This window comes from Allobosea sp. AAP35 (genome assembly GCF_001295925.1).
Classification (GTDB): domain Bacteria; phylum Pseudomonadota; class Alphaproteobacteria; order Rhizobiales; family Beijerinckiaceae; genus Allobosea.
In genome coordinates this window covers 61,777-82,685 of the sequence record NZ_LJHQ01000002.1, presented here as the reverse complement: position 1 = coordinate 82,685, position 20,909 = coordinate 61,777, and the positions used below count along the sequence as shown (strand labels likewise).

21 protein-coding genes and 1 other RNA gene are annotated in these 20,909 nt (G+C 67.2%); 11 read left to right on the top strand and 11 right to left on the bottom strand.

Annotated features, from left to right (window positions below):
• Nucleotides 1-83 precede the first annotated feature (83 nt).
• From IP69_RS00685 to IP69_RS00675, 3 genes are read right to left on the bottom strand one after another with little or no spacing between them, the layout of a single operon-like run.
• Nucleotides 84-1,025 carry a sel1 repeat family protein gene (locus tag IP69_RS00685; RefSeq protein ID WP_248306654.1) on the bottom strand — a complete coding sequence of 314 codons (942 nt, stop codon included), beginning with the start codon at nucleotides 1,023-1,025 and terminating at the stop codon, nucleotides 84-86.
• The gene (locus IP69_RS00680; RefSeq protein WP_282568222.1) at nucleotides 1,022-1,645 is read right to left on the bottom strand and encodes a thiamine phosphate synthase; all 624 of its coding nucleotides are present in this window, start codon (nucleotides 1,643-1,645) and stop codon (nucleotides 1,022-1,024) included. The genes IP69_RS00685 and IP69_RS00680 overlap by 4 nt, the downstream gene beginning before the upstream one ends.
• A gap of 26 nt (nucleotides 1,646-1,671) precedes the next feature.
• Nucleotides 1,672-2,826 carry a benzoate/H(+) symporter BenE family transporter gene (locus IP69_RS00675; RefSeq protein WP_054140876.1) on the bottom strand — a complete coding sequence of 385 codons (1,155 nt, stop codon included), beginning with the start codon at nucleotides 2,824-2,826 and terminating at the stop codon, nucleotides 1,672-1,674.
• 243 nt (nucleotides 2,827-3,069) lie between these two features.
• On the opposite strand from IP69_RS00675, the gene IP69_RS00670 reads away from it, so the two are divergent.
• The gene (locus IP69_RS00670) at nucleotides 3,070-5,031 is read left to right on the top strand and encodes a PhoX family phosphatase (RefSeq protein ID WP_248306659.1); all 1,962 of its coding nucleotides are present in this window, start codon (nucleotides 3,070-3,072) and stop codon (nucleotides 5,029-5,031) included.
• Nucleotides 5,032-5,172: 141 nt separating this feature from the next.
• Here IP69_RS00670 and fba read toward each other — a convergent pair whose 3' ends face one another.
• From fba to tkt, 6 genes are all read right to left on the bottom strand, one after another.
• Nucleotides 5,173-6,249: a class II fructose-bisphosphate aldolase gene (gene fba / locus IP69_RS00665; RefSeq protein ID WP_054140874.1), complete on the bottom strand. Its 1,077-nt coding sequence runs from the start codon at nucleotides 6,247-6,249 to the stop codon at nucleotides 5,173-5,175.
• Nucleotides 6,250-6,340: 91 nt separating this feature from the next.
• Complete coding sequence (locus tag IP69_RS00660; protein WP_054140873.1) at nucleotides 6,341-6,598, bottom strand: hypothetical protein; 258 nt, start codon at nucleotides 6,596-6,598, stop codon at nucleotides 6,341-6,343.
• A gap of 66 nt (nucleotides 6,599-6,664) precedes the next feature.
• Nucleotides 6,665-7,855 carry a phosphoglycerate kinase gene (locus IP69_RS00655; protein WP_054140872.1) on the bottom strand — a complete coding sequence of 397 codons (1,191 nt, stop codon included), beginning with the start codon at nucleotides 7,853-7,855 and terminating at the stop codon, nucleotides 6,665-6,667.
• Nucleotides 7,852-8,313 carry a hypothetical protein gene (locus IP69_RS00650; RefSeq protein WP_156323219.1) on the bottom strand — a complete coding sequence of 154 codons (462 nt, stop codon included), beginning with the start codon at nucleotides 8,311-8,313 and terminating at the stop codon, nucleotides 7,852-7,854. The genes IP69_RS00655 and IP69_RS00650 overlap by 4 nt, the downstream gene beginning before the upstream one ends.
• A 71-nt stretch (nucleotides 8,314-8,384) precedes the next feature.
• On the bottom strand, nucleotides 8,385-9,395 hold the full coding sequence (gene gap, locus IP69_RS00645; protein WP_054140937.1) for a type I glyceraldehyde-3-phosphate dehydrogenase: 1,011 nt from the start codon (nucleotides 9,393-9,395) through the stop codon (nucleotides 8,385-8,387).
• Between the two features lie 137 nt (nucleotides 9,396-9,532).
• Nucleotides 9,533-11,530 (bottom strand): transketolase, encoded by a 1,998-nt coding sequence (gene tkt, locus IP69_RS00640; protein WP_054140870.1) that lies wholly within the window; start codon nucleotides 11,528-11,530, stop codon nucleotides 9,533-9,535.
• Nucleotides 11,531-11,866: 336 nt separating this feature from the next.
• Between tkt and IP69_RS00635 the strand changes: the two genes are divergently transcribed.
• From IP69_RS00635 to IP69_RS00620, 5 genes are all read left to right on the top strand, one after another.
• Nucleotides 11,867-12,241 (top strand): DUF4164 domain-containing protein, encoded by a 375-nt coding sequence (locus tag IP69_RS00635; protein WP_349236281.1) that lies wholly within the window; start codon nucleotides 11,867-11,869, stop codon nucleotides 12,239-12,241.
• Nucleotides 12,242-12,253: 12 nt separating this feature from the next.
• Nucleotides 12,254-12,622: a cell division protein ZapA gene (locus IP69_RS00630; protein WP_054140869.1), complete on the top strand. Its 369-nt coding sequence runs from the start codon at nucleotides 12,254-12,256 to the stop codon at nucleotides 12,620-12,622.
• Nucleotides 12,623-12,724: 102 nt separating this feature from the next.
• Nucleotides 12,725-12,881: non-coding RNA, 6S RNA (ssrS, locus tag IP69_RS21250), on the top strand.
• 8 nt (nucleotides 12,882-12,889) lie between these two features.
• Nucleotides 12,890-13,474 carry a 5-formyltetrahydrofolate cyclo-ligase gene (locus IP69_RS00625; protein WP_082358709.1) on the top strand — a complete coding sequence of 195 codons (585 nt, stop codon included), beginning with the start codon at nucleotides 12,890-12,892 and terminating at the stop codon, nucleotides 13,472-13,474.
• A 234-nt stretch (nucleotides 13,475-13,708) separates the two neighbouring features.
• Nucleotides 13,709-14,533, top strand: coding sequence for a TIGR00282 family metallophosphoesterase (locus IP69_RS00620; RefSeq protein WP_054140868.1), 825 nt, complete (start codon nucleotides 13,709-13,711; stop codon nucleotides 14,531-14,533).
• 50 nt (nucleotides 14,534-14,583) lie between these two features.
• Here IP69_RS00620 and IP69_RS00615 read toward each other — a convergent pair whose 3' ends face one another.
• Entirely contained in the window at nucleotides 14,584-15,948 is a 1,365-nt protein-coding gene (locus tag IP69_RS00615) for a globin-coupled sensor protein (RefSeq protein ID WP_054140867.1), read from the bottom strand.
• Nucleotides 15,949-16,223: 275 nt separating this feature from the next.
• On the opposite strand from IP69_RS00615, the gene IP69_RS00610 reads away from it, so the two are divergent.
• Complete coding sequence (locus tag IP69_RS00610; RefSeq protein ID WP_054140866.1) at nucleotides 16,224-16,970, top strand: YebC/PmpR family DNA-binding transcriptional regulator; 747 nt, start codon at nucleotides 16,224-16,226, stop codon at nucleotides 16,968-16,970.
• Between the two features lie 99 nt (nucleotides 16,971-17,069).
• Here IP69_RS00610 and IP69_RS00605 read toward each other — a convergent pair whose 3' ends face one another.
• Complete coding sequence (locus IP69_RS00605) at nucleotides 17,070-17,849, bottom strand: sulfite exporter TauE/SafE family protein (RefSeq protein WP_054140865.1); 780 nt, start codon at nucleotides 17,847-17,849, stop codon at nucleotides 17,070-17,072.
• A gap of 195 nt (nucleotides 17,850-18,044) precedes the next feature.
• On the opposite strand from IP69_RS00605, the gene ruvC reads away from it, so the two are divergent.
• The 4 genes from ruvC to ruvB all read left to right on the top strand — a co-directional run bounded on the left by ruvC (nucleotide 18,045) and on the right by ruvB (nucleotide 20,878).
• Nucleotides 18,045-18,557: a crossover junction endodeoxyribonuclease RuvC gene (gene ruvC, locus IP69_RS00600; protein ID WP_054140864.1), complete on the top strand. Its 513-nt coding sequence runs from the start codon at nucleotides 18,045-18,047 to the stop codon at nucleotides 18,555-18,557.
• Nucleotides 18,558-18,732: 175 nt separating this feature from the next.
• Nucleotides 18,733-19,350, top strand: a complete 618-nt coding sequence (gene ruvA, locus IP69_RS00595; RefSeq protein WP_054140863.1) for a Holliday junction branch migration protein RuvA — start codon at nucleotides 18,733-18,735, stop codon at nucleotides 19,348-19,350.
• Complete coding sequence (locus IP69_RS00590) at nucleotides 19,347-19,835, top strand: GNAT family N-acetyltransferase (RefSeq protein WP_054140862.1); 489 nt, start codon at nucleotides 19,347-19,349, stop codon at nucleotides 19,833-19,835. Before ruvA ends, IP69_RS00590 begins: the two co-directional genes overlap by 4 nt.
• Entirely contained in the window at nucleotides 19,832-20,878 is a 1,047-nt protein-coding gene (gene ruvB, locus IP69_RS00585) for a Holliday junction branch migration DNA helicase RuvB (protein ID WP_054140861.1), read from the top strand. Before IP69_RS00590 ends, ruvB begins: the two co-directional genes overlap by 4 nt.
• The last annotated feature ends 31 nt before the right edge of the window (nucleotides 20,879-20,909 follow it).

The window sequence follows — 20,909 nt, the reverse complement described above, 5'->3', positions numbered from 1 at the left end:
GCCGGCTCGGCGCATCCCGCGACGCTCGAATGCGAGCCGCTCGGCGGGCCATCAAAAATTTCAACCGGTCACTTGCTCGCCTGTCAGGGCGACGTCAAGGCCGCGCTCTCGATCCGATCGGCCGCGATGCGGGCGGCGCGGGTCTGCTGCTCCGGCGTCAGCCGGTCGAAAAGCTGCGCCAGCGCGGGATCGTCGAGGCCGCGCGCGCGGGCGGCGAGATGCCACGCTGCCGCCTCGATCGAGTCGGGGGGAATGCCGCGGCCACTCTGGTAGAGCCGCGCGATGCGGTTTTGCGCGATCGGGTTGCCCTTGCCGGCGGCGCGCAGGAACAGCCGGGCGGCGGCGGTTTCGTCGGCCGCGACGCCGGTGCCGTTGAAGAGCATGATCGCGTATTCGATTTCGGCGGGCAGGAAGCCGGCCTCGGCAGCCTGCTTCATCCACTGGGCCGCCTGGACGTCGCTTTTGGGCATGCCGCGGCCCTGTTTCGCCAGGGTGGCGAGCGCGTGCAGCGCATCGGGAATGCCAGCCTTCGCGGCGGACTCGAGATTCCTGATGGCGAGCACGTCGTCCTCCGGCTGCCCGGTGGCGAGCAGGGCGAGCGCGAGGTTGTAGTTGGCGGCAGCATGGCCCGCTTCGGCGGCCCGTCGCAGGAGGATGCCGGCGCGCGCGGGGTCGCGACGGCCGCTGGCCTCGTCGAGCAGGGCGATCGCCAGCGCATAGGTCGCATTGATGTCGCCTCGCTCCGAGGCGCGCTCATACCATTCCGTCGCGACCTTCTGGTCGGGAGGCACGCCGAGGCCCTGCCGGTAGAGCTCGCCGAGAAGCGTCATCGCCGCGGCGTCCCGGCTGTCGGCCTCGATGCGCTTGAGCGCTTCCGACAAGGCGCGGCGGTAATGGCCGGTCTGGTAGGCGGCATAGGCGGCGTCGCTTTGGGGGGCGCTGCTCGGGGCCGCGCCTGCCGGATGCGCGAGGGCCGAGCCTGCCAGCAGCGCGAGGCCGGCGAGGCCGCGGCGCAGGCGCCTCACCTTGCCGCCTTCCGGATGGCGCAGGCGGCAATGGCGGCATTGGCCTGCTCGACCAAGGCGCGGATATCCTGCCCCTCCGCGAAGGCCCAGTCGCCGAGGGCGATGAACTCCGCCCCGGTTTCGACCAGCGCCGGCACGGAGTCGAAATCGGGCGCATAGGCCACGCAAGGGGTCTCGAAGATCTCGGCCCACCAGCCAGCCCGCTCGATCACCGCCGCCAGCGGCGGCAGCGAGCCATCGGGGCGCGGTTCGCCAAACAGCACGTAATCGACACCGGCTTCACCGATATCCATTGCATCGTGCCGGGCGCGCAGGCCACCGGCGCCGATGATGCGCTCGCCCTTCAGGCTGGAGCGCGCTTCGGCCACGGCTTCGGGGCCGCCGGTCAGATGTACGCCGTCGGCGCCACCGCGCGCGGCGACCAGGGCGGACGCTTCGACGACCAGCGCGACATTGGCGGCCTGGACAGGGCCTGCCAGGCGCTTGACGGCCTCGATGCGGCTACGCTCGTCGCTCTCGGCAAGGCGCAGGATCACGGCAGCAAGATCGCCGCCTGCCTGGGCCTGCATCAGCTTGAAAGCCATCGCATCGGCATCCGCCACAGGCGGGGTGACGAGCATAAGGCGGGTGGGTGGGTTTTGCGTGGTCATGATGATGCGCGCAAACGGCCCGCGATGGCGTCCAATGTCAAGACGCCGAGGCCGGCGACGAGGCTCCAGAAGGCCGATCCGACCCCGAAAAGCGTCAGGCTGGAGGCGGCGACGGCAAAGGCGATGATCGCGGCGAAGCGCTCCCGATCCGAGGACATGGCCTGGCCGAGTGCGCCGGTGAGCGAGCCGACGAGGCCGAGACCCGCGACGGCGACGATGAGCGCCTTCGGCATGGCGACGATCAGCGCGAGCAGCAGTCCCGCGCAGGCGGCGATGGCGAGCCAGGCGACGCCATAGACGATCCCCGCCTTCCAGCGCTGTTCGGGATCGCGATGCGTGTCGGGGCCGGTGCAGATCGAGGCGCTGATGGCAGCCATGTTGACCATATGGGCGCCGAACGGTGCGGTGAGGAACGAGGTCAGCCCCGTGACGAACAGGCAGGAGGGCACGGGCGGATGGAAGCCGGCGGCCCGCAGCACGGCGAAGCCGGGAAGATTCTGCGCCGCCATGGTGACGAGATAAAGCGGTATGCCGATGCCGAGCATCGCTGCCATATCGAGGCGCGGTGTGACGAATTCGAGGCCGGTCAGGGCAAACCCTGCCGACGGCCAACTGGCAAGGCCGCTGGCGAAGGAGAGCGCGAGACCGGCGCCGAGTGCGGCGATGACGCCGAGAAACGGGTTGATCAGCCGCGCCATGAGGAAGACCGCGAGCAGAGGCAGGACGAGGCCGGGCGACATCCGCACCTCGTCGAAGACGGCCACGACGAAGCGAAAGATGACGCCTGCGAGCATCGCGGCGGCGATCGGCATCGGGATGCGTTCGATCAGCGCCCCGAGCGGGCGGAAGGCGGCCGTCAGCATCATCAGCGCTGCCGCGACGAGAAACGCACCGACGGCGGCGGCCATGTCGAGGCCGGTACTGGCTGCGATCAGTGCCGCGCCGGGTGTCGACCAGGCGCAGATGATCGGCATGCGGTGGCGGCAGGAGAGCCACAGGCTGGCCACGCCCTTGGCGAGAGCAAGACCTGCGATCCATGACACGGTCTGGCCCGGCGTCGCGCCGAGCGCCTGCGCGGCCGCCAGCACGACCGCAACGGAGGCGGCGAAGCCGACGAAGACCGCGACCAGTGCTGAAAAGACGATCGACATGCAAACCTGCGGCGGAAAGGCCGGATGCGGCGAGGCGGGGGTTCCTTCAACCAGAAACCGTCTTCGCTCGGAAGTGCCTAGGCGAGCGGCAGGCATGTCCAGAGCGAATTCAGGCGCGGCGTCGTCACCACGCCGTCACCGCTCCCGGCTATCCCTCGACTTCTTCCAATGCCAATCTGAAGCTTCGTCAGGAACAGCCCCATGAACGACGAAACGCACTCTGAATCGACCTTCGGCGCCAGCATGCTGGAGCATGAGGATGCCGAGCCCCAGAACCTCAGCAGCAACGCCACGATGGGTGAGTTGATCTCGCAGCGCTTCTCGCGCCGTGGTTTTCTCAAGGGTGCGCTGGCGGTCTCGGCGATCTCCGCGACGGTGGGTACGCTCGCTCTGGAAACGGCCGGGCAGGCCCAGGCGCAGGGCGCGAAATCCGCCTTCGCCTTCAAGGAGGTCGAGTTCGGCGTCGATGCCGACCACCATGTCGCGGATGGCTATGACGCCGACGTGCTGCTGCGCTGGGGCGACCCCGTCACCGCTGATGCGCCGGCCTTCGACCCGGCAAACCAGACGCCGGAAGCCCAGGCCAAGCAGTTCGGCTACAACAACGACTTCGTCGGCTATCTGCCGATGCCGGGCGCGGCCGACGCGTCCGCCCATGGCGTGCTCTTCGTCAACCACGAATACACCAACCCGCATCTGATGTTTCCGGGCGTGGTCGAGATGAAGAACGGCAAGCCCGTCCTGAAGAACGCGACGCCGGAGCGTTTCAAGATCGAGGCGATGGCGCATGGGGCGACTGTTGCCGAGATCCGCCGCACCGACGGCAAATGGGCGCTGGTGAAGGATTCCAAGTACAACCGCCGCATCACGGTCGCGACCGAAATGCAGCTTTCCGGCCCCGTCGCGGGATCCGACCGCGTCAAGACCGGGGCTGACGCCACGGGCCGCAAGGTGCTGGGCACGCTCAACAACTGCGCCGGCGCGATGACGCCCTGGGGCACCTTCGTCTCTGGCGAGGAGAACTTCCACGGCTATTTCTCCGGCAAGCTGCCCGAGGGCCATCGCGAGGAGGTCAACTACAAGCGCCTGGCGATTCCGTCCTCTCCCTATGCCTGGGGCCGCTTCGAGGAGCGCTTCGACATCTCCAAGGAGCCCAACGAGCCCAACCGCTTCGGCTGGGTGGTCGAGGTCGATCCGTTCGATCCGAATTCCGTGCCGAAGAAGCGCACGGCGCTGGGGCGCTTCAAGCATGAAGGCGCCGACATGATCGTGGCAAAGGACGGCCGCGTGGTGGCCTATCTAGGCGACGATGAGCGCTTCGACTATGTCTACAAATTCGTCACGGCTGGGCGTCTCGACCCCAACAACCGTGCCGCCAACATGGACCTGCTGGATTCCGGCACGCTCTATGTCGCGAAGTTCGCGGCGGATGGCGCGGTCGAATGGATGCCGGTCGTGTTCGGGCAGGGACCGCTGACGGCGGCCAACGGCTTCCAGAGCCAGGCCGACGTCCTGCTTGAGACACGCCGCGCCGGCGACCTGCTCGGCGCCACCAAGATGGACCGGCCCGAGGACATCACGCCCAACCCGGTCACGGGCAAGGTCTATGTCATGCTGACCAACAACACCCGCCGTACCGATGAACAGATCGACGGAGCCAATCCGCGCGCCAAGAACGCCTTCGGCCACATCATCGAGATCATCGAGGAGGGCGGCGACCATACGGCGACCAAGGGGCGTTGGGAGATCCTGCTGAAATGCGGCGATCCCTCGGTGGCAGAGGTCGGCGCGACTTTCTCGACCGACACGACCAGGAGCGGCTGGTTCGGGATGCCCGACAATTCGGTGGTCGATTCCGCCGGGCGACTCTGGGTCTCGACCGACGGCAACGGGCCCAAAGTCACCGGGCGCACCGACGGGCTCTGGGCGGTCGACACGGAGGGCGGGGCGCGGCGGACCTCGAAGCTGTTCTACCGCGTGCCGCATGGCGCCGAGCTTTGCGGGCCCTGCTTCACCCCCGACGACACGACGGCGTTCGTGGCCGTGCAGCACCCGGGCGATGACGGCCCGGACTGGCCGGCCTTCGGCCGCCGCTCCTATTACGAGGATCTCTCGACCCGCTGGCCCGACTTCAAGCCCGACATGCCGGTGCGGCCGTCGGTGGTGGCGATCACCCGTAAGGGTGGGGGGAAGATCGGGGTTTGAGCGCACGCGTCATGGTCGGGCTTGACCCGACCATCTCTCAACATGGAAACGCCCGGCAAAGCGCCGGGCGCTTTTTGTGACATCATCACGAGGAGATTCTCGGGTCCGCACTTCGCGCGGCCCGAGAATGACGGCTTGGTCTCAAGCCGCCTTGCCGAAGGTCGGGTCGAGCTCGCCCTTGGCGTAGCGCTTGGCCATTTCGGCGGTGGTCGCGACGCGCTTGATCTTGCTGGCCTGGCCGGCGGTGTTGAACTCCTGCAGGCGCAGGGCGCAAAGCTTGGTCATCGCCTCCATGGCGGGCTTCAGATATTTGCGCGGGTCGAACTCGCCGGGATGCTCGGTGAGGATCTTCCGGATCTGGCCGGTCATCGCCATGCGGTTGTCGGTGTCGATGTTGATCTTCCGGACGCCGTGCTTGATGCCGCGCTGGATCTCCTCGACCGGCACGCCCCAGGTCTGGGGCATCTTGCCGCCATACTGATTGATGATGTCCTGGAGATCCTGCGGCACGCTGGACGAGCCGTGCATGACGAGATGCATGCTCGGCAGCTTCTTGTGGATCTCCTCGATGACGTTCATCGCCAGGATCGCGCCGTCGGGCTTGCGGGTGAACTTGTAGGCGCCGTGCGAGGTGCCCATCGCGATGGCGAGCGCATCGACCTTGGTTTCGGCGACGAACTTCACCGCCTCGTCGGGGTTGGTCAGTAGCTGGTCATGGGAGAGCTTGCCCTCGAAGCCATGGCCGTCCTCCTTCTCGCCCTCGCCGGACTCAAGCGAGCCGAGCACGCCGAGCTCACCTTCGACCGAGATGCCGCCGAGATGGGCCATGTCGACGACCTGCTTGGTCACGCCGACATTGTAGTCCCAGTCGCCCGGGGTCTTGCCGTCGGCATGGAGCGAGCCGTCCATCATCACCGAGGTGAAGCCGGCCTGGATCGCGGTCATGCAGGTCGCGGCCTCGTTGCCGTGGTCGAGATGCACGCAGACGGGGATGTGGGGGTAGATCTCGGTGACCGCGTCCATCATGTGCTTGAGCATGATGTCGTTGGCGTAGGAGCGGGCGCCGCGCGAGGCCTGGATGATGACGGGGGCGTCGGTGGCATCCGCCGCCGCCATGATCGCCAGCGCCTGCTCCATGTTGTTGATGTTGAAGGCGGGCACGCCATAGTCGTTTTCGGCGGCGTGATCGAGCAGTTGGCGAAGCGTGATGCGGGCCACTTTGGCACTCCCCTTGAAGGCAATGGATAGGGGGAGGGTTTAAAGGCGAACTGCGACAAAGGTAAAGCGAAAGCGGAAAAAGCCCCTGAAATCAGAGGCCGCGCGCTTCCAGCACGCGCACGCGCTCCTCGACGGCGGCGAGGTCCTCGGCAAATTGTCCGGCGGCGCCCTTGGCCATCACCATCAGGCCAGCGGTGTCGCGGCGATGCTTGCGGACGAGGTCGCCCATTTCGTCGAATCGCTTCTCGACCCCTTCGAAACGGGCGTTCATATCGGTTCGAAGCGACGACATGTCGGCCTGAATCTTTTTCAGGATTTCGAACATCGCGGTCTGCACGTTTTCACTCATCGTAGCGCTCTCCGAGACGATGAGAACATAGCATAAACATGCGCTGCCGCAAGAGCCAGGGCGACGTCAGCCCTTCCGCAGCGCCTCGACGCCCGGCAAGGCCTTGCCTTCCATCCATTCGAGGAAGGCGCCGCCCGCCGTCGAGACATAGGTGAGGTCGTCGGCGACGCCGGCATGGTTCATCGCCGAGACCGTGTCGCCACCACCCGCGACCGCGACCAGGGTGCCGGCCTTGACCCGCTTGGCCGCAGCCTTGGCGACCGTGACGGTGGCGGTATCGAAGGGCGGCAGCTCGAAGGCGCCGAAAGGCCCGTTCCAGACCAGCGTCTTGATGCCGTCGAGCTTGAGCACGACCTCGGCAACGCTCATCGGACCGGCGTCGAGGATCATTTCGTCTGCCGCGACATCGCCCACCGTCACGACCCGGTGGCCCGGGTTGGCCTTGAATTCGCGGGCGACCAGCGCATCGACCGGCAGCATGATCTCGCAGCCGGCAGCTTTCGCCTTGTCGAATATCTCGCGGGCGGTGGCGGCGAGATCATGTTCACAGAGCGACTTGCCGACATCGACGCCTTCGGCGGCGAGGAAGGTGTTGGCCATGCCGCCGCCGATGACGAGGACATCGACCTTCTTCACGAGGTTGCCGAGCAGATCGAGTTTGGTCGAGACCTTGGCGCCGCCGACGATCGCCATCACCGGGCGGGCGGGGTTGTCGAGGCCAGCCGAAAGCGCTTCCAGCTCCGCCTGCATGGTGCGACCGGCGAAGGCCGGCAGGACATGGGCCAGGCCCTCGGTGGAGGCATGGGCGCGGTGTGCGGCCGAGAAGGCGTCGTTGACGAAGAGGTCGCCATTGGCGGCGAGCGCCTTGACGAAATCCGGGTCGTTTTTTTCGTCGCCAGCGTGAAAACGGGTGTTTTCCAGCAGCAGGACATCACCGTTCTTAGCGGCGGCAATGGCCTTGGAGACGTCATCGCCGATGCAGTCAGCCACGAAGGTGACGGGCTGGCCCAGCGCATGGGCCAGCGCCGGCACGACCTGCTTCAGGCTGTTGGCCTCGTCGACGCCCTTGGGCCGGCCGAAATGGGCGAGCAGAACGACCTTGGCGCCCTTGGCCGACATCTCGCGGATCGTCGGCAGGATGCGGTCGATGCGGGTGGTGTCGGTGACCTTGCCGTCTTCCATCGGCAGGTTGAGATCGACGCGCACGAGCGCGCGCCTGCCAGCAAGGTCGGCGTCGTCGAGCGTCTTGAAATTCATCGAACCAGCAAGCTCCCGAACAGGCCCGGCACGCCGAAGCGCAGGACCAGAACCGTGAGGGCGACGGTGAGCACGGCCGTGACGATCGCAGTCACGAAAAGCGTGCCGGCGCGCGGCGTGGCATCGACGCGGTCGCGCAGGGCGGCCATCTCGCCGCGGATCGCGGCGAAGTCCATGGTGCCGGCGGCGGCATCGACCTTGTGGGCGCTGCGCTCCAGCGAAGCCTCGGCGCGGGTCAGCACGGCCTCGTAGCGGGCGAACTTCTCCTCGATGCGCGCGGCCTTCTCCTCGATGCGGGAAAGCTGGTCGAGCTGGCGCGGCTCGGTGACGGAGGCAGGCTCGGCTGCGGGCGCGGCGCCGCGCGCATCAAGCGGCGTGCCATTGCTGGGCGCGGAATTGACGGTCATCGGCATTGAAGCGTCGGCAGGCGACGCGACCGTCGGCTCGATCTTGGCCATGGTCGTTCCGTTCGGTTTCGAGAAGATGGCGGGGCCGCGCCAGACCGGCGCGGACCCGAGAGGCGTCAAAATCAGAGCAGCTTGCCCATGGCGACGGCGGTGTCGCTCATGCGGTTCGAGAAACCCCACTCATTGTCGTACCAGGCGACGACGCTGACGAACTTGTCGTCCATGACCTTGGTCTGGTCGAGCGCGAAGGTCGACGAGGCGGGGTCGTGGTTGAAGTCGATCGAGACGTTGGGCTGGTCGGTGACGGCCAGGATGCCCTTGAGTGGGCCGCGTCGGCTCGCCTTGAGGATCGCCTCGTTGACCTTCTCGACCGTGGTCTTGCGCTTGGCGAGGAACTTGAAGTCCACCATCGATACATTGGGGGTGGGCACGCGCACCGAGGAGCCGTCGAGACGGCCCTTGAGCTCGGGGATGACGAGGCCGATCGCCTTGGCGGCGCCGGTCGAGGTCGGAATCATCGAGAGCGCCGCGGCGCGGCCGCGGTAGAGATCCTTGTGCATCGTGTCCAGCGTTGGCTGGTCGCCGGTATAGGCATGGATCGTGGTCATGAAGCCCTTGTCGATGCCCATCGCGTCATGGAGCACGCGCACGACCGGCGCGAGGCAGTTGGTCGTGCAAGACGCGTTCGAGACGACGACATGGTCGCTGGTCAGCGCGCCGTCATTGACGCCGAAGACGACGGTGAGGTCGGCGCCGTCGCAGGGGGCCGAGACCAAGACGCGCTTCGCGCCGGCCGCCAGATGGGCCGAGGCCTTCTCCTTGGTGGTGAAGATTCCGGTGCATTCCAGCGCGATATCGACGCCGAGCGCCTTGTGCGGGAGGTCCTTGGGGTCGCGGACGGCGGTGACCTTGATCGGGCCGCGGCCGACATCGATCGTGTCGCCGGAGACCGTCACCGTGCCGGGGAAGCGGCCATGGACGGAATCGAAGCGGAAGAGATGGGCATTGGTCTCGACCGGGCCGAGATCGTTGATCGCTACGACCTCGATGTCCTTGCGCTTCGACTCGATGATCGCGCGCAGCACGTTGCGCCCGATGCGGCCGAAGCCGTTGATCGCCACCTTGACCGTCATCTCAAAGCTCTCCTTCGCCGAAGCCCGGCGCTCGCACGCCATTCACGCGGGCAATTCGGCCAAAGCGTGGCCGAACGCAAGTGTCTCTGCGGGAATATCGGGCGCGTTTTGCGAATATCCGTCCCGCTTGGTGGATATCAGCCGTTATGGCGCTTCATCGCGGCATCGACGACGGCTTCCGTCGTGATGCCGAAATGCTTGTAGACCTCCTTGTAGGGCCCGCTGGCGCCGAAGGAGTTCATGCCGACGAAGATGCCGTCATGGCCGATCACGGCATCCCAACCGAAGCGGACGCCGGCCTCGATCGCGATCCTGACCGGGGCGTCGCCGATGACGGCTCCTTGCGTGGCCTCATCCTGGGCCAGCAGCAATTCGAGCGAGGGCACGGAGACGACGCGGGCCTTGACGCCCTTCTGCGCGAGCTGATCACGGGCGGCAACCGCAATCTCGACCTCGGAGCCCGAGGCGAAGAGCGAGACCTGCGCCTTGCCGCCCTCGGCTGCCAGCAGTTCGTAACCGCCCTTGGCGGAGCGGTTGGTCGCGGTGGCGTCGGTGCGCAGCTGCGGCAGGTTCTGGCGCGAGAGGGCGAGCACGGTTGGGCCCTTGGTGTTCTCGATCGCGAACTGCCAGGCTTCCGCCGTCTCGATTGCGTCGGCCGGACGGAAGACATGCATGTTGGGCATGGCGCGCAGCGAAGCGACATGCTCGACCGGCTGGTGGGTCGGCCCGTCCTCGCCAAGCCCGATCGAGTCATGGGTCATGACATAGACGATCGGCAGGCCCATCAGGGCGGCCATCCGCATCGAGGGGCGGGCATAGTCGGAGAAGACCAGGAAGGTGCCGCCGCCGGTGCGGAAGCCGCCATGGAGCGTGATGCCGTTCATGGCGGCGGCCATGCCGTGCTCGCGGATGCCGTAGCGGACATAGCGGCCCTTGGGGGTCTTGGGCGTGAAGTCCTCGGCAGCCTTGGTGCGGGTGTTGTTGGACGGTGTCAGATCGGCCGAGCCCATGACGAGGTCGGGCAGCACCGGCACGATTGCCTCGAGCGCGAGTTCGGAGGCCTTGCGGGTGGCGATAGCCTGCGGCGCCGCGATCAGCGCCTTCTTGTGGGCGAGGATCGCCTTGTCGAGCTTCGCCGGCACGCCATGCACCTGGCGGCGGTCGAATTCGGCGCGCTTGCGCTCGGACATCGCCTCGTAGCGGCTCTTCCAGTCGGCATGGGCGGCGGCGCCGGCCGCGCCGAAACCCCGCCAGGCCTTCAGCGTGTCGGCCGCGACCTCGAAGGGGCCGCCGGTGATGCCGAGGTTCTTCTTGGCGGCGGCGAGTTCCTCGGCGCCGAGCGCCTCGCCATGGGCCTTGGAGGTGCCCTGCTTCTTCGGCGCGCCGAAGCCGATGATCGTCTTGCAGGCGATCATCGTCGGCTTGTTCGACTTCTGCGCGCGACGGATCGCGGCTTCGATCGCGTCGGGGTCATGGCCGTCGACACGCTCGGCGCGCCAGCCGCAGGCCTTGAAGCGCGCGACCTGATCGACATTGTCGGAGATCGAGAGGGGGCCGTCGATCGAGATGCCGTTGTCGTCCCACAGCACGATCAGCTTGTTCAGCTTCTGGTGGCCCGCGAGCGCGATCGCCTCATGGCTGATGCCCTCCATCAGGTCGCCGTCGGAGGCCAGCACATAGGTGTGGTGATCGACGATCTTCTTGCCGTATTCGGCGGCGAGCATGCGCTCGGCCATCGCCATCCCGACCGACATGGCGAGACCCTGGCCGAGCGGGCCGGTGGTGGTCTCCACGCCCAGCGTCATGAAGTTCTCGGGATGCCCAGGGGTCTTGGATTCAAGCTGGCGGAACTTCTTGAGGTCGGCGATCTCCATTCCGGGAACGCCGGTGAGATAGAGCAGGGCGTAGAGCAGCATCGAGCCATGGCCGGCCGAGAGCACGAAGCGGTCGCGGTCGGGCCAGCGCGGATCGGCGGCATCATAGGTCATGATGCGGGTAAAGAGCACGGTCGCGACGTCGGCTGCGCCCATCGGCAGGCCGGGATGGCCGGACTTCGCCTGCTCGACACCGTCCATCGCCAGCGAGCGGATGGCGTTGGCGAGCTTGTCGTGCTGGGCGCGGTCGATCGTGGTCATGGCTGTCTCAGGCTCCGTCTGGCGGGAAGGACGGGGCCGCTGCCAATCCTGCGCGCGGGCAGGCGGAGGACGGTCCGGCATTCCGAAGTCGCGTTGTCGCGGCGAATGGTGGCTCGATTAGGCCGTCGGCTTGCTGGGAGTCAATTCGCCCGGCCCTCTCTACGGGGCCCGCGGAGCGAGAACGCGCGGCGTCTTCGCAAGCGCGACCACAGCAAGCGGGCACAAGCCGTTGAGATCGGGCGCCATATCGCAAGGCCGGAGCGATTCACGTTTTAGATCGACATAAGCTAGTGTCCCGAATCGTGTGAGCCGGCTTCGATCTGAAGGAGAGCGACGGTGGCGAGCCTGATGCTGGAGAATGCCCTGATGCGCCTCGATGGCGCGCTCGGTCAGCTTGAAGCGGCAGCCCGGCGGCGTGTCGAAGCGGAGCGGGGCCGGGCCAATCTGGAAACCGAGCTGGCGCTGATGCAGGACGACCGGGCGCGGCTTGCGGCCGAGCTGGACGGGGTGACCGCCAGGCTCGGCGATGTCGAGACCGCCGCGGCGGATGTCGATCAGCGTCTCGAGCGCGCGATGAGCGTCATCGGTGCCGTGATCGCCCGCGCCCAGGCCGAGGCCCTGCCGCCGGAAACGCAGGACGAGGCGCAGGACGATCTGGAACCGGCCTATCCGGAGCCAGCCGAACCCGACGCCGGCGTCCGGGACCACTGAACGAGGAGCGCCATGCCGCAAGTCAACGTCACCATTGCCGGCAAGGCCTACCGCATGGCCTGCGGCGAGGGTGAAGAGCCGCATCTGGAAGGGCTGGCGCGTCTCTATGACGGCAAGATCCAGGAGATGCGCGAAGCCTTCGGCGAAATCGGCGATATGCGCCTGCATGTGATGGCGGCGCTGATGGTCGCCGACGAGGCCTCCGAGCTGCAGCGGCGCGTGGCGCGGCTCGAGGCCGATCTGGCGGCGATGCAGGGCGATGCGGGCGTCGCCGATCGCCGCCTCGGCGAGGTGGAGGACCGGGCGGCCGAGGCGCTGGCGGCAGCGGCGGAGCGGATCGAAGGGATTGCCCGAAGCCTCATTCCCACGGCCGTCGGCTGAGTTGCCGGCGGATTGTTGTCCGACTGCCCGTGTGTTGCGATTTCGCGGGATGGGGCGCCGCGTACACTGGCGCTTTGCCGGCGCATTCCCTACATTGATCCGGCTGGGCTGCCTGGTGCGTGCGAGAACTGTATTCCCGGGCCCATACGACTCCCTAGGGAGCTGTCCCTGACCGGGTCCCTGGACCCGGACACACGGCGCCCACCTACTTTAGTAGGTGTCCCGGGATCGAAATCTCCACGGCCGAGGTGGCTCAGCACTGTTGCCATGATGGATGTATCCGCTTCAGACGATCTCGCCCGCCGGAAGGCCGCCCTGCGCGAAGCCGCTCTGGCGCACCGCGACGCGCTCGAGATCGATGACAGGCTGATCTGGGACGAGGCGATCGCCGGGCGCGTGCTGGCGCTTCCCGTGTTCGACGATGCGCAAGGCTCCGTCTCCGCCTATTGGCCGATGCGCTCGGAGGCCGATCCGCGCCCGATCCTGGAGGCCCTGCACGAGCGCGGCGTGCGGCTGTGCCTACCGGCGATCATCGACAAGCGAATGCTGTTTCGGCGCTGGGCGCCCTATGAGCCGATCGTGCCCGGCGGCTTTGGCACGCTGGTGCCCGATCCGGCGCAGCCGCAGGTCGCGCCCGCCATTCTGATCGTGCCGCTCGCGGCCTTCGACCGGCGCGGCTACCGCATCGGCTACGGCAAGGGGCATTTCGATGCCAAGTTGACCGAACTCGGCCCCGTCATCAGCATGGGCATCGCCTATGCCGCGCAGGAGATCGCGGCGGTTCCTGACGAACCGCATGACCGGCGGCTCGACTGGATCGTCACCGAGCGCGAGATCATCCGCTGCGGGTGAGTGGGGTGCTCTGTCGATTTCCCCTCCGCGTCATTCCGGGCAAGCGAAGCGCAGACCCGGAATCGATCGTAAGGCCCGACGGTGCTTTATGATGGCTTCCGGCGCTGCGCCGCTGCGCGGCTTGGCCGGAATGACGATGCGGGTGGCGCAGGGGTCCAGTGACGCGACTGCGCCGGTTGATTCCGCGCCGCATTCGCGCGACGGAGAGGGCCGCTCCTTTCCGGACTCTTCCCCATGCGCTTTCTCTTTCTCGGTGACATTGTCGGCCGCCCCGGGCGGATCGCGGTTCAGGACCGTCTGCCGCGGCTACGCGACCAGTGGAAACTCGATTGCGTCGTCATCAATGGCGAGAACGCGGCCGGGGGCTTCGGCATCACCGAGGCGATCTGCGACGAACTGATCGCGGCCGGCGCCGACGCCGTGACGCTCGGCAACCATTCCTGGGATCAGCGCGAGGCGCTGGTCTTCATCGAGCGGCAGGACCGGCTGGTGCGGCCGGCGAATTATCCCAAGGGCACGCCGGGGCGCGGTGCGACCGTGGTCGAGGCGCGCAACGGCGCCCGCGTGCTCGTCGTCAATGTGATGGGTCGCATCTTCATGGAGGCGTTGGACGATCCCTTCGCGGCGATGGAGCGCGAATTGTCGGCCTGCCCGCTGGGCGAGGTGGCGGATGCCGTGATCGTCGATTTCCATGCCGAGGCGACCAGCGAGAAGCAGGCGGCGGGGTATTTCCTCGACGGCCGCGCCAGCCTCGTCGTCGGCACCCATACCCATGTCCCGACCTCGGACACGCGCATCCTGCCGGGCGGCACCGCCTATCAGTCCGATGCCGGCATGTGCGGCGACTATGACTCGATCCTGGGCATGCAGAAGGAAGAGCCGGTGCGGCGCTTCCTGCAGAAGACGCCGGGCGCACGGCTTGAACCCGCGACCGGCGAAGGCTCGCTGTCGGGCGTCGCGGTTGAGATCGACGATGCGACCGGCCTGGCGAAGGCCGTCTGGCCGGTACGGCTGGGCCCGCATCTGTCGGAGGCCGTGCCGCCCTGGGCGCAGGGCTGAAATGCTGAAAGGCTGAGACGCGCAAGGCCCCGACGAGCAGCGCCCGCGCGTCAGCCGGCCTGGCTGCGCTGCATCAAACCATCGAAGGCATCCGACAGCGAAGCTGCCTCGCGCGCCAGCGTGCTCGCCACGTCCAGCACCTCGCCGACGCTGTGGCCCGCAGCCGCTGCCATTTCACTCACGCCGGAGGCGGTCTGCGCCACCTCCTGGGTTCCGATCGCGGCACGGTCGACGCTGCGGGCAATCTCCTGCGTCGCCGAGCGCTGCTGTTCGAGGGCGCCCGACACGGACGCTGTGGTGTCGTGCATCTGGCGGACATAGGCGACGATGCTGTCGATCGCTTCCACGGCCTCGCGCGTCGCAGCCTGCATGGCCGGAACCTGCGCTGCGATTTCGTCGGTGGCCTGCGCCGTACGCGATGAGAGCTGCTTGACCTCGGTAGCGACCACCGCAAAACCCCGCCCGGCCTCGCCGGCGCGGGCCGCCTCGATCGTGGCGTTGAGTGCCAGCAGATTGGTCTGCGCCGCGATGTCGCGGATCATCTCGACGATGGAGCCGATGGTCTGCGCCGATTGGGCAAGGCTTTTGACGATGACGTCGGTCTTGATCGCGGCGGCGTTGGCGCTATTGGCCATGCTCGCGGCGCGCGTGACCTCGAGCGCGACATGGTCGAGCGAGACCGACAATTCGCTGGCCGCGCTCGCGACGTTCTGGACGTTCATCGAGGCGTCGTCCGAGGCGCGGGCGGCGACGAGAGCCTGTGCGCCGGTATCCTGGACCATATGGTTCATCGTGCCGGCCAGAGCCTCGACTGTGCCGGCGCCGCTTTTCACGGCCCCGACGACCTGACGCACCGTGACGGCAAAGGCCGCGATCTCGGCGCGCGTGTGCTCACGGCTCTGTTCCTGCACATGGGCGTAGGTTTCGAGCAGCAGTTCGAGGTCGAGCGCTGCGCATTTGTTGAGGGCCGAGCGCGTCGCGATGCGCCGGTTGCGGTCGCGGCTGTGCCACCAGCCGAACAGTTTCTGCAGCGACTGGCGATCCAAACCCAGTTCGAGGCCGATCTGGTTGACCACCAACGCATGGTCGATCGCGATGCCATAAGCCGGGACATGATGGCGATGGAAGGCCGAGGCCAGACGATGCGCGGAGTGCGTAAAATCATCGCCGAGCGCGCCGGACACCAAGCTGGTCCAGTGGGCAACCCGCAGACCGTGAATCTCCGGGATGCGGAAGGCCCGGGCGGTTTCCGGCCAGGGGGCCAGGTCGTCATGCATGTCTTCCAGCATGAACGGCAGCCGCGCCCGGGCAAAATCCGCAAGCGGGCGTAAGGAGGCAAGATCGCTCTCGGCGATCTGGAACGCGCGGAAGCGCAGGTCCTGCTGCGCGATCGGTGTGCTGGACTGGGTGGTCATGAAGGCCCGTCATTCGTCCAGAAGGGAGTGCCCCCGGGTCGTGCAGTTAGTCTGCGGCGCTTCTGGCAAAGAATGACTTAACGTCAGGTTTCTCCGATCGCGCGATTGCCGGAGATCGATGCGACTGCCCCGGTGGGCGCATGCGGAACGCCTGCCGGTCGCGATCGCTTGCGCGCCGGCGAAGCCGCCGCCTATAAGGCCGATCTGCCCCGCGCCGGACCGCCCAAGGCCTTCCGGGGGGCAGATCGATTGAAGGCAGCAGAGGCTCAGGTTCCATGGCCGGTCATTCCCAGTTCAAGAACATCATGCACCGCAAGGGCAAGCAGGACGCCGTGCGCGCCAAGCTGTTCTCGAAACTCGGCCGCGAAATCACCGTCGCGGCCAAGATGGGCATGCCCGACCCGGCGATGAATCCGCGCCTGCGCATGGCGGTTCTCGCCGCGCGCGCCGAAAACATGCCCAAGGACAACATCCAGCGCGCCATCATGAAAGCGGCCGGCGGCGAAGGCGACAACTATGACGAGGTTCGCTACGAGGGCTACGGGCCCGGCGGGGCCGCCGTCATCGTCGAGGCGCTGACCGACAACCGCAACCGCACCGCGTCGGCCGTGCGCTCCTACTTCACCAAGTCGGGCGGGGCGATGGGCGAGAGCAACTCGGTCTCCTTCATGTTCAATCGTGTCGGCGAGATCGCCTATCCGCCGGAGACCGGCGATGCCGACAAGCTGATGGAAGCGGCGATCGAGGCGGGCGCCGACGACGTTATTTCGGATGAAAACGGCCACACCATCCTGTGTGCTTTCGATTCGCTGAACGAGGTCTCGAAGGCGCTGGAAGCGGCGCTCGGTGCGCCGGCCTCAGCCAAGCCGGTCTGGCGGCCGACGACCTCGGCCCCGCTCGACGAGGAGAAGGCGGCTTCGATGATGCGGCTGATGGAGGCGCTCGACAATGACGACGACGTCCAGAACGTCTTCGCCAATTACGAGATTTCCGACGAGGTGATGGCGAAGCTGGGGGGGTGACGGGCGCCGCCGTCATTGCGAGCGCAGCGAAGCAATCCAGATCGTCGGGCGTAGCGGCTCTGGATTGCTTCGCTACGCTCGCAATGACGTGCCAGGTCCCTACCGCCCCACGAGTCCATCCCACAGCGGCAGGCTGATCAGCGCGCTGAGGAAGATCACCGCATAGGCGATGCGGCGGAAGGTCATTTCGTTGGCCAGCCGGAAGCCATGCGTGCCCGCCCACATGCCGGCGCCATAGACCGCCATCAGCGGCAGGGCCATCATGAGCGCGGTCATCGTCAGGATGTCGTTGCGCCAGAGGATCGCGCCCGAGATCAGCGTCGAGAAGCCGAAGAAGGTCTGCAGATTGGCACGGGTCTTGTGGCGGTCGTTGCGCTGGGCGCCGAGCCAGAACACGGCGAGCGGCATGCCGCCAATGCTCGCCATGCCGTTGAACAGCCCCGACAACACGCCGACACCCAGCGAAAGCGGAATGCCCGGCCGGCCGTGATAGCGCCAGCCCGAGGCCATCAGGGCGACGGCGGTCAGGATCAGCCCGGCCAGGATCCAGCGCATCGTCTCGCGGTCGAGCCAGATCAGGAGCCAGATGCCGGCTGGCAGCGCCAGCGTCGCGGTCAGCAGCAGGGGTGCGACCTCGCGCCATTCGGCCTGCCTGGCATTGCGGGCGGCGATCGGCAGGGCGAAGGGCGCATCGATGCACCAGATCAGCCCGAGCGCCGCGACCGGGCCGATTACCATCGATGCCAGCGGCATGAACACCATGGCGAAGCCGAAGCCTGTAAAGCCGCGCACCAGCCCACCGAGCAGCGTCGCGACGAGGAGGACGGCGAGGCCGGTCGGCGAGACGGCGGGAAAGAGGAGGCTGAGGAGATCTGACATCGGCCTGAGGGATAAGGGAGCAAGGTCCCTGGGAGGGCAGGAGCCAATCGCACCAACAGCCTGCCGCGCGCCGGGGCAACCCCCATCCGCGTGATGCGACCGATGCGCAGCGTTCATCGATCGGCTGTGGGTGGGAAGGGATCGTTAGGACACGCCATGGAACAAAGCGTGTCCAAGGTTTAGGCTGCGCCCGACATGAACCCACCGATTCGCATTCTCGGCATCGACCCCGGCCTCCGGAAGACGGGTTGGGGCGTCGTCGTGTCGGAAGGCAGCAAGCTCGGCTTCGTCGCCTGCGGCTGCGTCGAGAGCGATGCCGGCCTGCCCCTGTCGGAGCGGCTGCGGCAGTTGCATGACGGGCTGACGCGGATCGTGATGTCCCACATGCCCGACGAGGTCGCGGTCGAGGAGACCTTCGTCAACCGCGATCCGCAATCGGCGCTGAAGCTCGGCCAAGCGCGGGGCGTCGCGCTGGTGGTGCCGGCCCTTGCGGGCCTCAGCGTCGCGGAATATGCCGCCAACCTCGTCAAGAAGACGGTGGTCGGCGTCGGCCATGCCGACAAGAAACAGGTCCAGATGATGATCCGCGTGCTGCTGCCCAAGGCGGAGACCCGGTCGGCCGATGCGGCGGATGCCCTGGCGGTGGCGATCTGCCACGCCCAGCATCGCGGCATGCGCGCGCTGGTGGCGCAGATGCGGGTGGGGTGATGATACAGCCGGTCGTCTCACCCACAGCCCTCATCCTGAGGAGCGGGCGCAGCCTGCGTCTCGAAGGATGTTTAAGTGCGCACTGGAGCATCCTTCGAGACGCCGCCCCGCGGCTCCTCAGGATGAGGGCTGGTGGGTTCGAGAGTGGGGCTGACGCGGACGGTGAGGCGAGACGATGATCGGCAAGCTGAAGGGGGTCGTCGATTCCTATGGCGAGGACCATGTCATCCTCGACGTGCAGGGCGTCGGCTATGTCGTGCAATGCTCGGCCAAGACCTTGCAGCGGCTGCCCAAGCCCGGCGAGGCGGCGGTGCTGTCGATCGAGACGCATGTCCGCGAGGATGCGATCCGGCTCTACGGCTTCATGTCCGACAATGAGCGCGACTGGTTCCGGCTGATGCAGGCGGTGCAGGGCGTCGGCGCCAAGGTCGCGCTCGCCATCCTCTCGACGCTGGAGCCCGGAGCGCTGGCGACGGCGCTCGCCACCAACGACAAGGCCGCTGTGGCACGCGCTCCGGGCGTCGGCCCCAAGCTTGCCCAGCGCATCTGCGCCGAGCTCAAGGACAAGGCGCCGGCCTTCGGCCATGTCGATCCGGGCGTGGCGCAACTGGCCGGCGCGCTAGCGGAACGCAAGCTGCCGCAGCCGGTGGCGGACGCCGTCTCGGCGCTCAGCAATCTCGGCTATCCGCAGGCGCAGGCCGTGGCGGCCGTCGCGGCGGCGTCGCGCGAGGCGGGCGAGGGCGCGGGGACGGCTCAACTCATCAAGCTGGGCTTGCGGGAACTGGCGAAGTGAGCGGCGATGGCGCTTTGACCATCCGCCCGGTCAAGGACAAATCCGCCTTCCTGAAGGTGATGCTGGCGAGCTGGGGTTCGCACAGCATGATGATCGATTTCACGGTCTATGATTGCGCGGAACTCGATCTGCTCGGGATCGCCGGCAAGGACGGGACCTTCATGGCCTATGCGAGCTGGACGATGCAGGGCGAAGTCGCGCTGCTCTGTGCGCTGCATTCGGTGGCGCGGGGGCAGGGCGCCGCGATCCAGTTGCTCGAAGGGGTCAAGGCGGCGGCGCGGGGGCGCGGGGCCGTGCGGCTGAAGGCGATGCTGACCAATGACAACATGCCGGGCATGACGTTTTACCAGAAATGCGGCTTCCGCTTCTCGCGGCTGCATATCGAGGCGATCGACAATTTCCGCTCGGTGGTGCCGAGCATCGTGAAGACCGGCTACATGGACATCGAGATCCATGACGCGCTCGAACTGGAGATCGCGCTGTGAGCGAGACCCGCCGCCCCGGCCTGCTCTCCGCCGAAAAGCGCGACGACGACGCCGAGACCACGCTGCGGCCGCTGTCGCTGTCGGAGTTCACCGGCCAGGCGGCGGCGCGGGCCAATCTTCAAGTTTTTATCGAGGCTGCCAAGGCGCGCGGTGATGCGCTCGACCATGTGCTGTTCGTCGGCCCGCCCGGGCTCGGCAAAACCACGCTGGCGCAGATCGTGGCGCGGGAGCTCGGCGTCAATTTCCGCTCGACCTCGGGACCGGTGATCGCCAAGGCCGGCGACCTCGCGGCGCAGCTGACCAATCTCGAGGAGCGCGACGTGCTCTTCATCGACGAGATCCACCGGCTCAATCCGGCGGTCGAGGAAATCCTCTACCCGGCGATGGAGGACTATCAGCTCGATTTGATCATCGGCGAGGGGCCGGCGGCGCGCTCGGTCAAGATCGACCTGCCAAAGTTCACGCTCGTCGGCGCCACCACCCGCGCCGGCCTGCTGACAACGCCTTTGCGCGACCGCTTCGGCATCCCGATCCGGCTGCAGTTCTACACCGTCGAGGAGTTGCAGAGTATCGTGGCGCGGGGCGCGCGGGTGCTCGGCGTGCCGATGTCTGACGACGGCGCCAACGAGATCGCCAAGCGTTCGCGAGGGACCCCGCGCATCGCTGGACGGCTGCTACGCCGGGTGCGCGATTTCGCCATCGTCGATGGCGATGCGATCGTGACGCGCAGCGTCGCCGACAAGGCTTTGAGGCTGCTCGATGTCGACGCCATCGGCCTTGACCAGATGGACCGGCGCTACCTGACCACCGTGGCGATCAATTTCGGGGGCGGGCCGGTCGGGATCGAGACGATCGCCGCCTCCCTGTCGGAGCCGCGCGACGCGATCGAGGAGATCATCGAGCCCTTCCTGCTGCAGCAGGGCTTCATCCAGCGCACGCCGCGCGGCCGCATCCTGACGCCGCACGCCTTCCGGCATCTGGGCATGCCCGAGCCGACGCGGGAGGGCGCGCAGTTCGGGCTGTTTGGGGATGGGGAGGAATAGGAGGCTGGTTTGCGAGCGGTGCGGCGTCATA

Excerpts from the sequence above, each read along its gene's own strand:
- IP69_RS00670 (WP_248306659.1), top strand. The coding sequence starts at position 3,070 with ATGCTGGAGCATGAGGATGCCGAGCCCCAGAACCTCAGCAGCAACGCC.
- IP69_RS00605 (WP_054140865.1), bottom strand. The coding sequence starts at position 17,849 with ATGTCAGATCTCCTCAGCCTCCTCTTTCCCGCCGTCTCGCCGACCGGC.
- IP69_RS00620 (WP_054140868.1), top strand. The coding sequence starts at position 13,709 with ATGCGCTTTCTCTTTCTCGGTGACATTGTCGGCCGCCCCGGGCGGATC.
- IP69_RS00660 (WP_054140873.1), bottom strand. The coding sequence starts at position 6,598 with ATGAGTGAAAACGTGCAGACCGCGATGTTCGAAATCCTGAAAAAGATT.
- IP69_RS00675 (WP_054140876.1), bottom strand. The coding sequence starts at position 2,826 with ATGTCGATCGTCTTTTCAGCACTGGTCGCGGTCTTCGTCGGCTTCGCC.
- IP69_RS00625 (WP_082358709.1), top strand. The coding sequence starts at position 12,890 with ATGATGGATGTATCCGCTTCAGACGATCTCGCCCGCCGGAAGGCCGCC.
- ruvA (WP_054140863.1), top strand. The coding sequence starts at position 18,733 with ATGATCGGCAAGCTGAAGGGGGTCGTCGATTCCTATGGCGAGGACCAT.
- IP69_RS00655 (WP_054140872.1), bottom strand. The coding sequence starts at position 7,855 with ATGAATTTCAAGACGCTCGACGACGCCGACCTTGCTGGCAGGCGCGCG.
- IP69_RS00610 (WP_054140866.1), top strand. The coding sequence starts at position 16,224 with ATGGCCGGTCATTCCCAGTTCAAGAACATCATGCACCGCAAGGGCAAG.
- gap (WP_054140937.1), bottom strand. The coding sequence starts at position 9,395 with ATGACGGTCAAGGTGGCGATCAACGGCTTCGGCCGCATCGGGCGCAAC.
- tkt (WP_054140870.1), bottom strand. The coding sequence starts at position 11,530 with ATGACCACGATCGACCGCGCCCAGCACGACAAGCTCGCCAACGCCATC.
- ruvC (WP_054140864.1), top strand. The coding sequence starts at position 18,045 with ATGAACCCACCGATTCGCATTCTCGGCATCGACCCCGGCCTCCGGAAG.
- IP69_RS00615 (WP_054140867.1), bottom strand. The coding sequence starts at position 15,948 with ATGACCACCCAGTCCAGCACACCGATCGCGCAGCAGGACCTGCGCTTC.
- IP69_RS00680 (WP_282568222.1), bottom strand. The coding sequence starts at position 1,645 with ATGCTCGTCACCCCGCCTGTGGCGGATGCCGATGCGATGGCTTTCAAG.
- IP69_RS00630 (WP_054140869.1), top strand. The coding sequence starts at position 12,254 with ATGCCGCAAGTCAACGTCACCATTGCCGGCAAGGCCTACCGCATGGCC.
- IP69_RS00650 (WP_156323219.1), bottom strand. The coding sequence starts at position 8,313 with ATGGCCAAGATCGAGCCGACGGTCGCGTCGCCTGCCGACGCTTCAATG.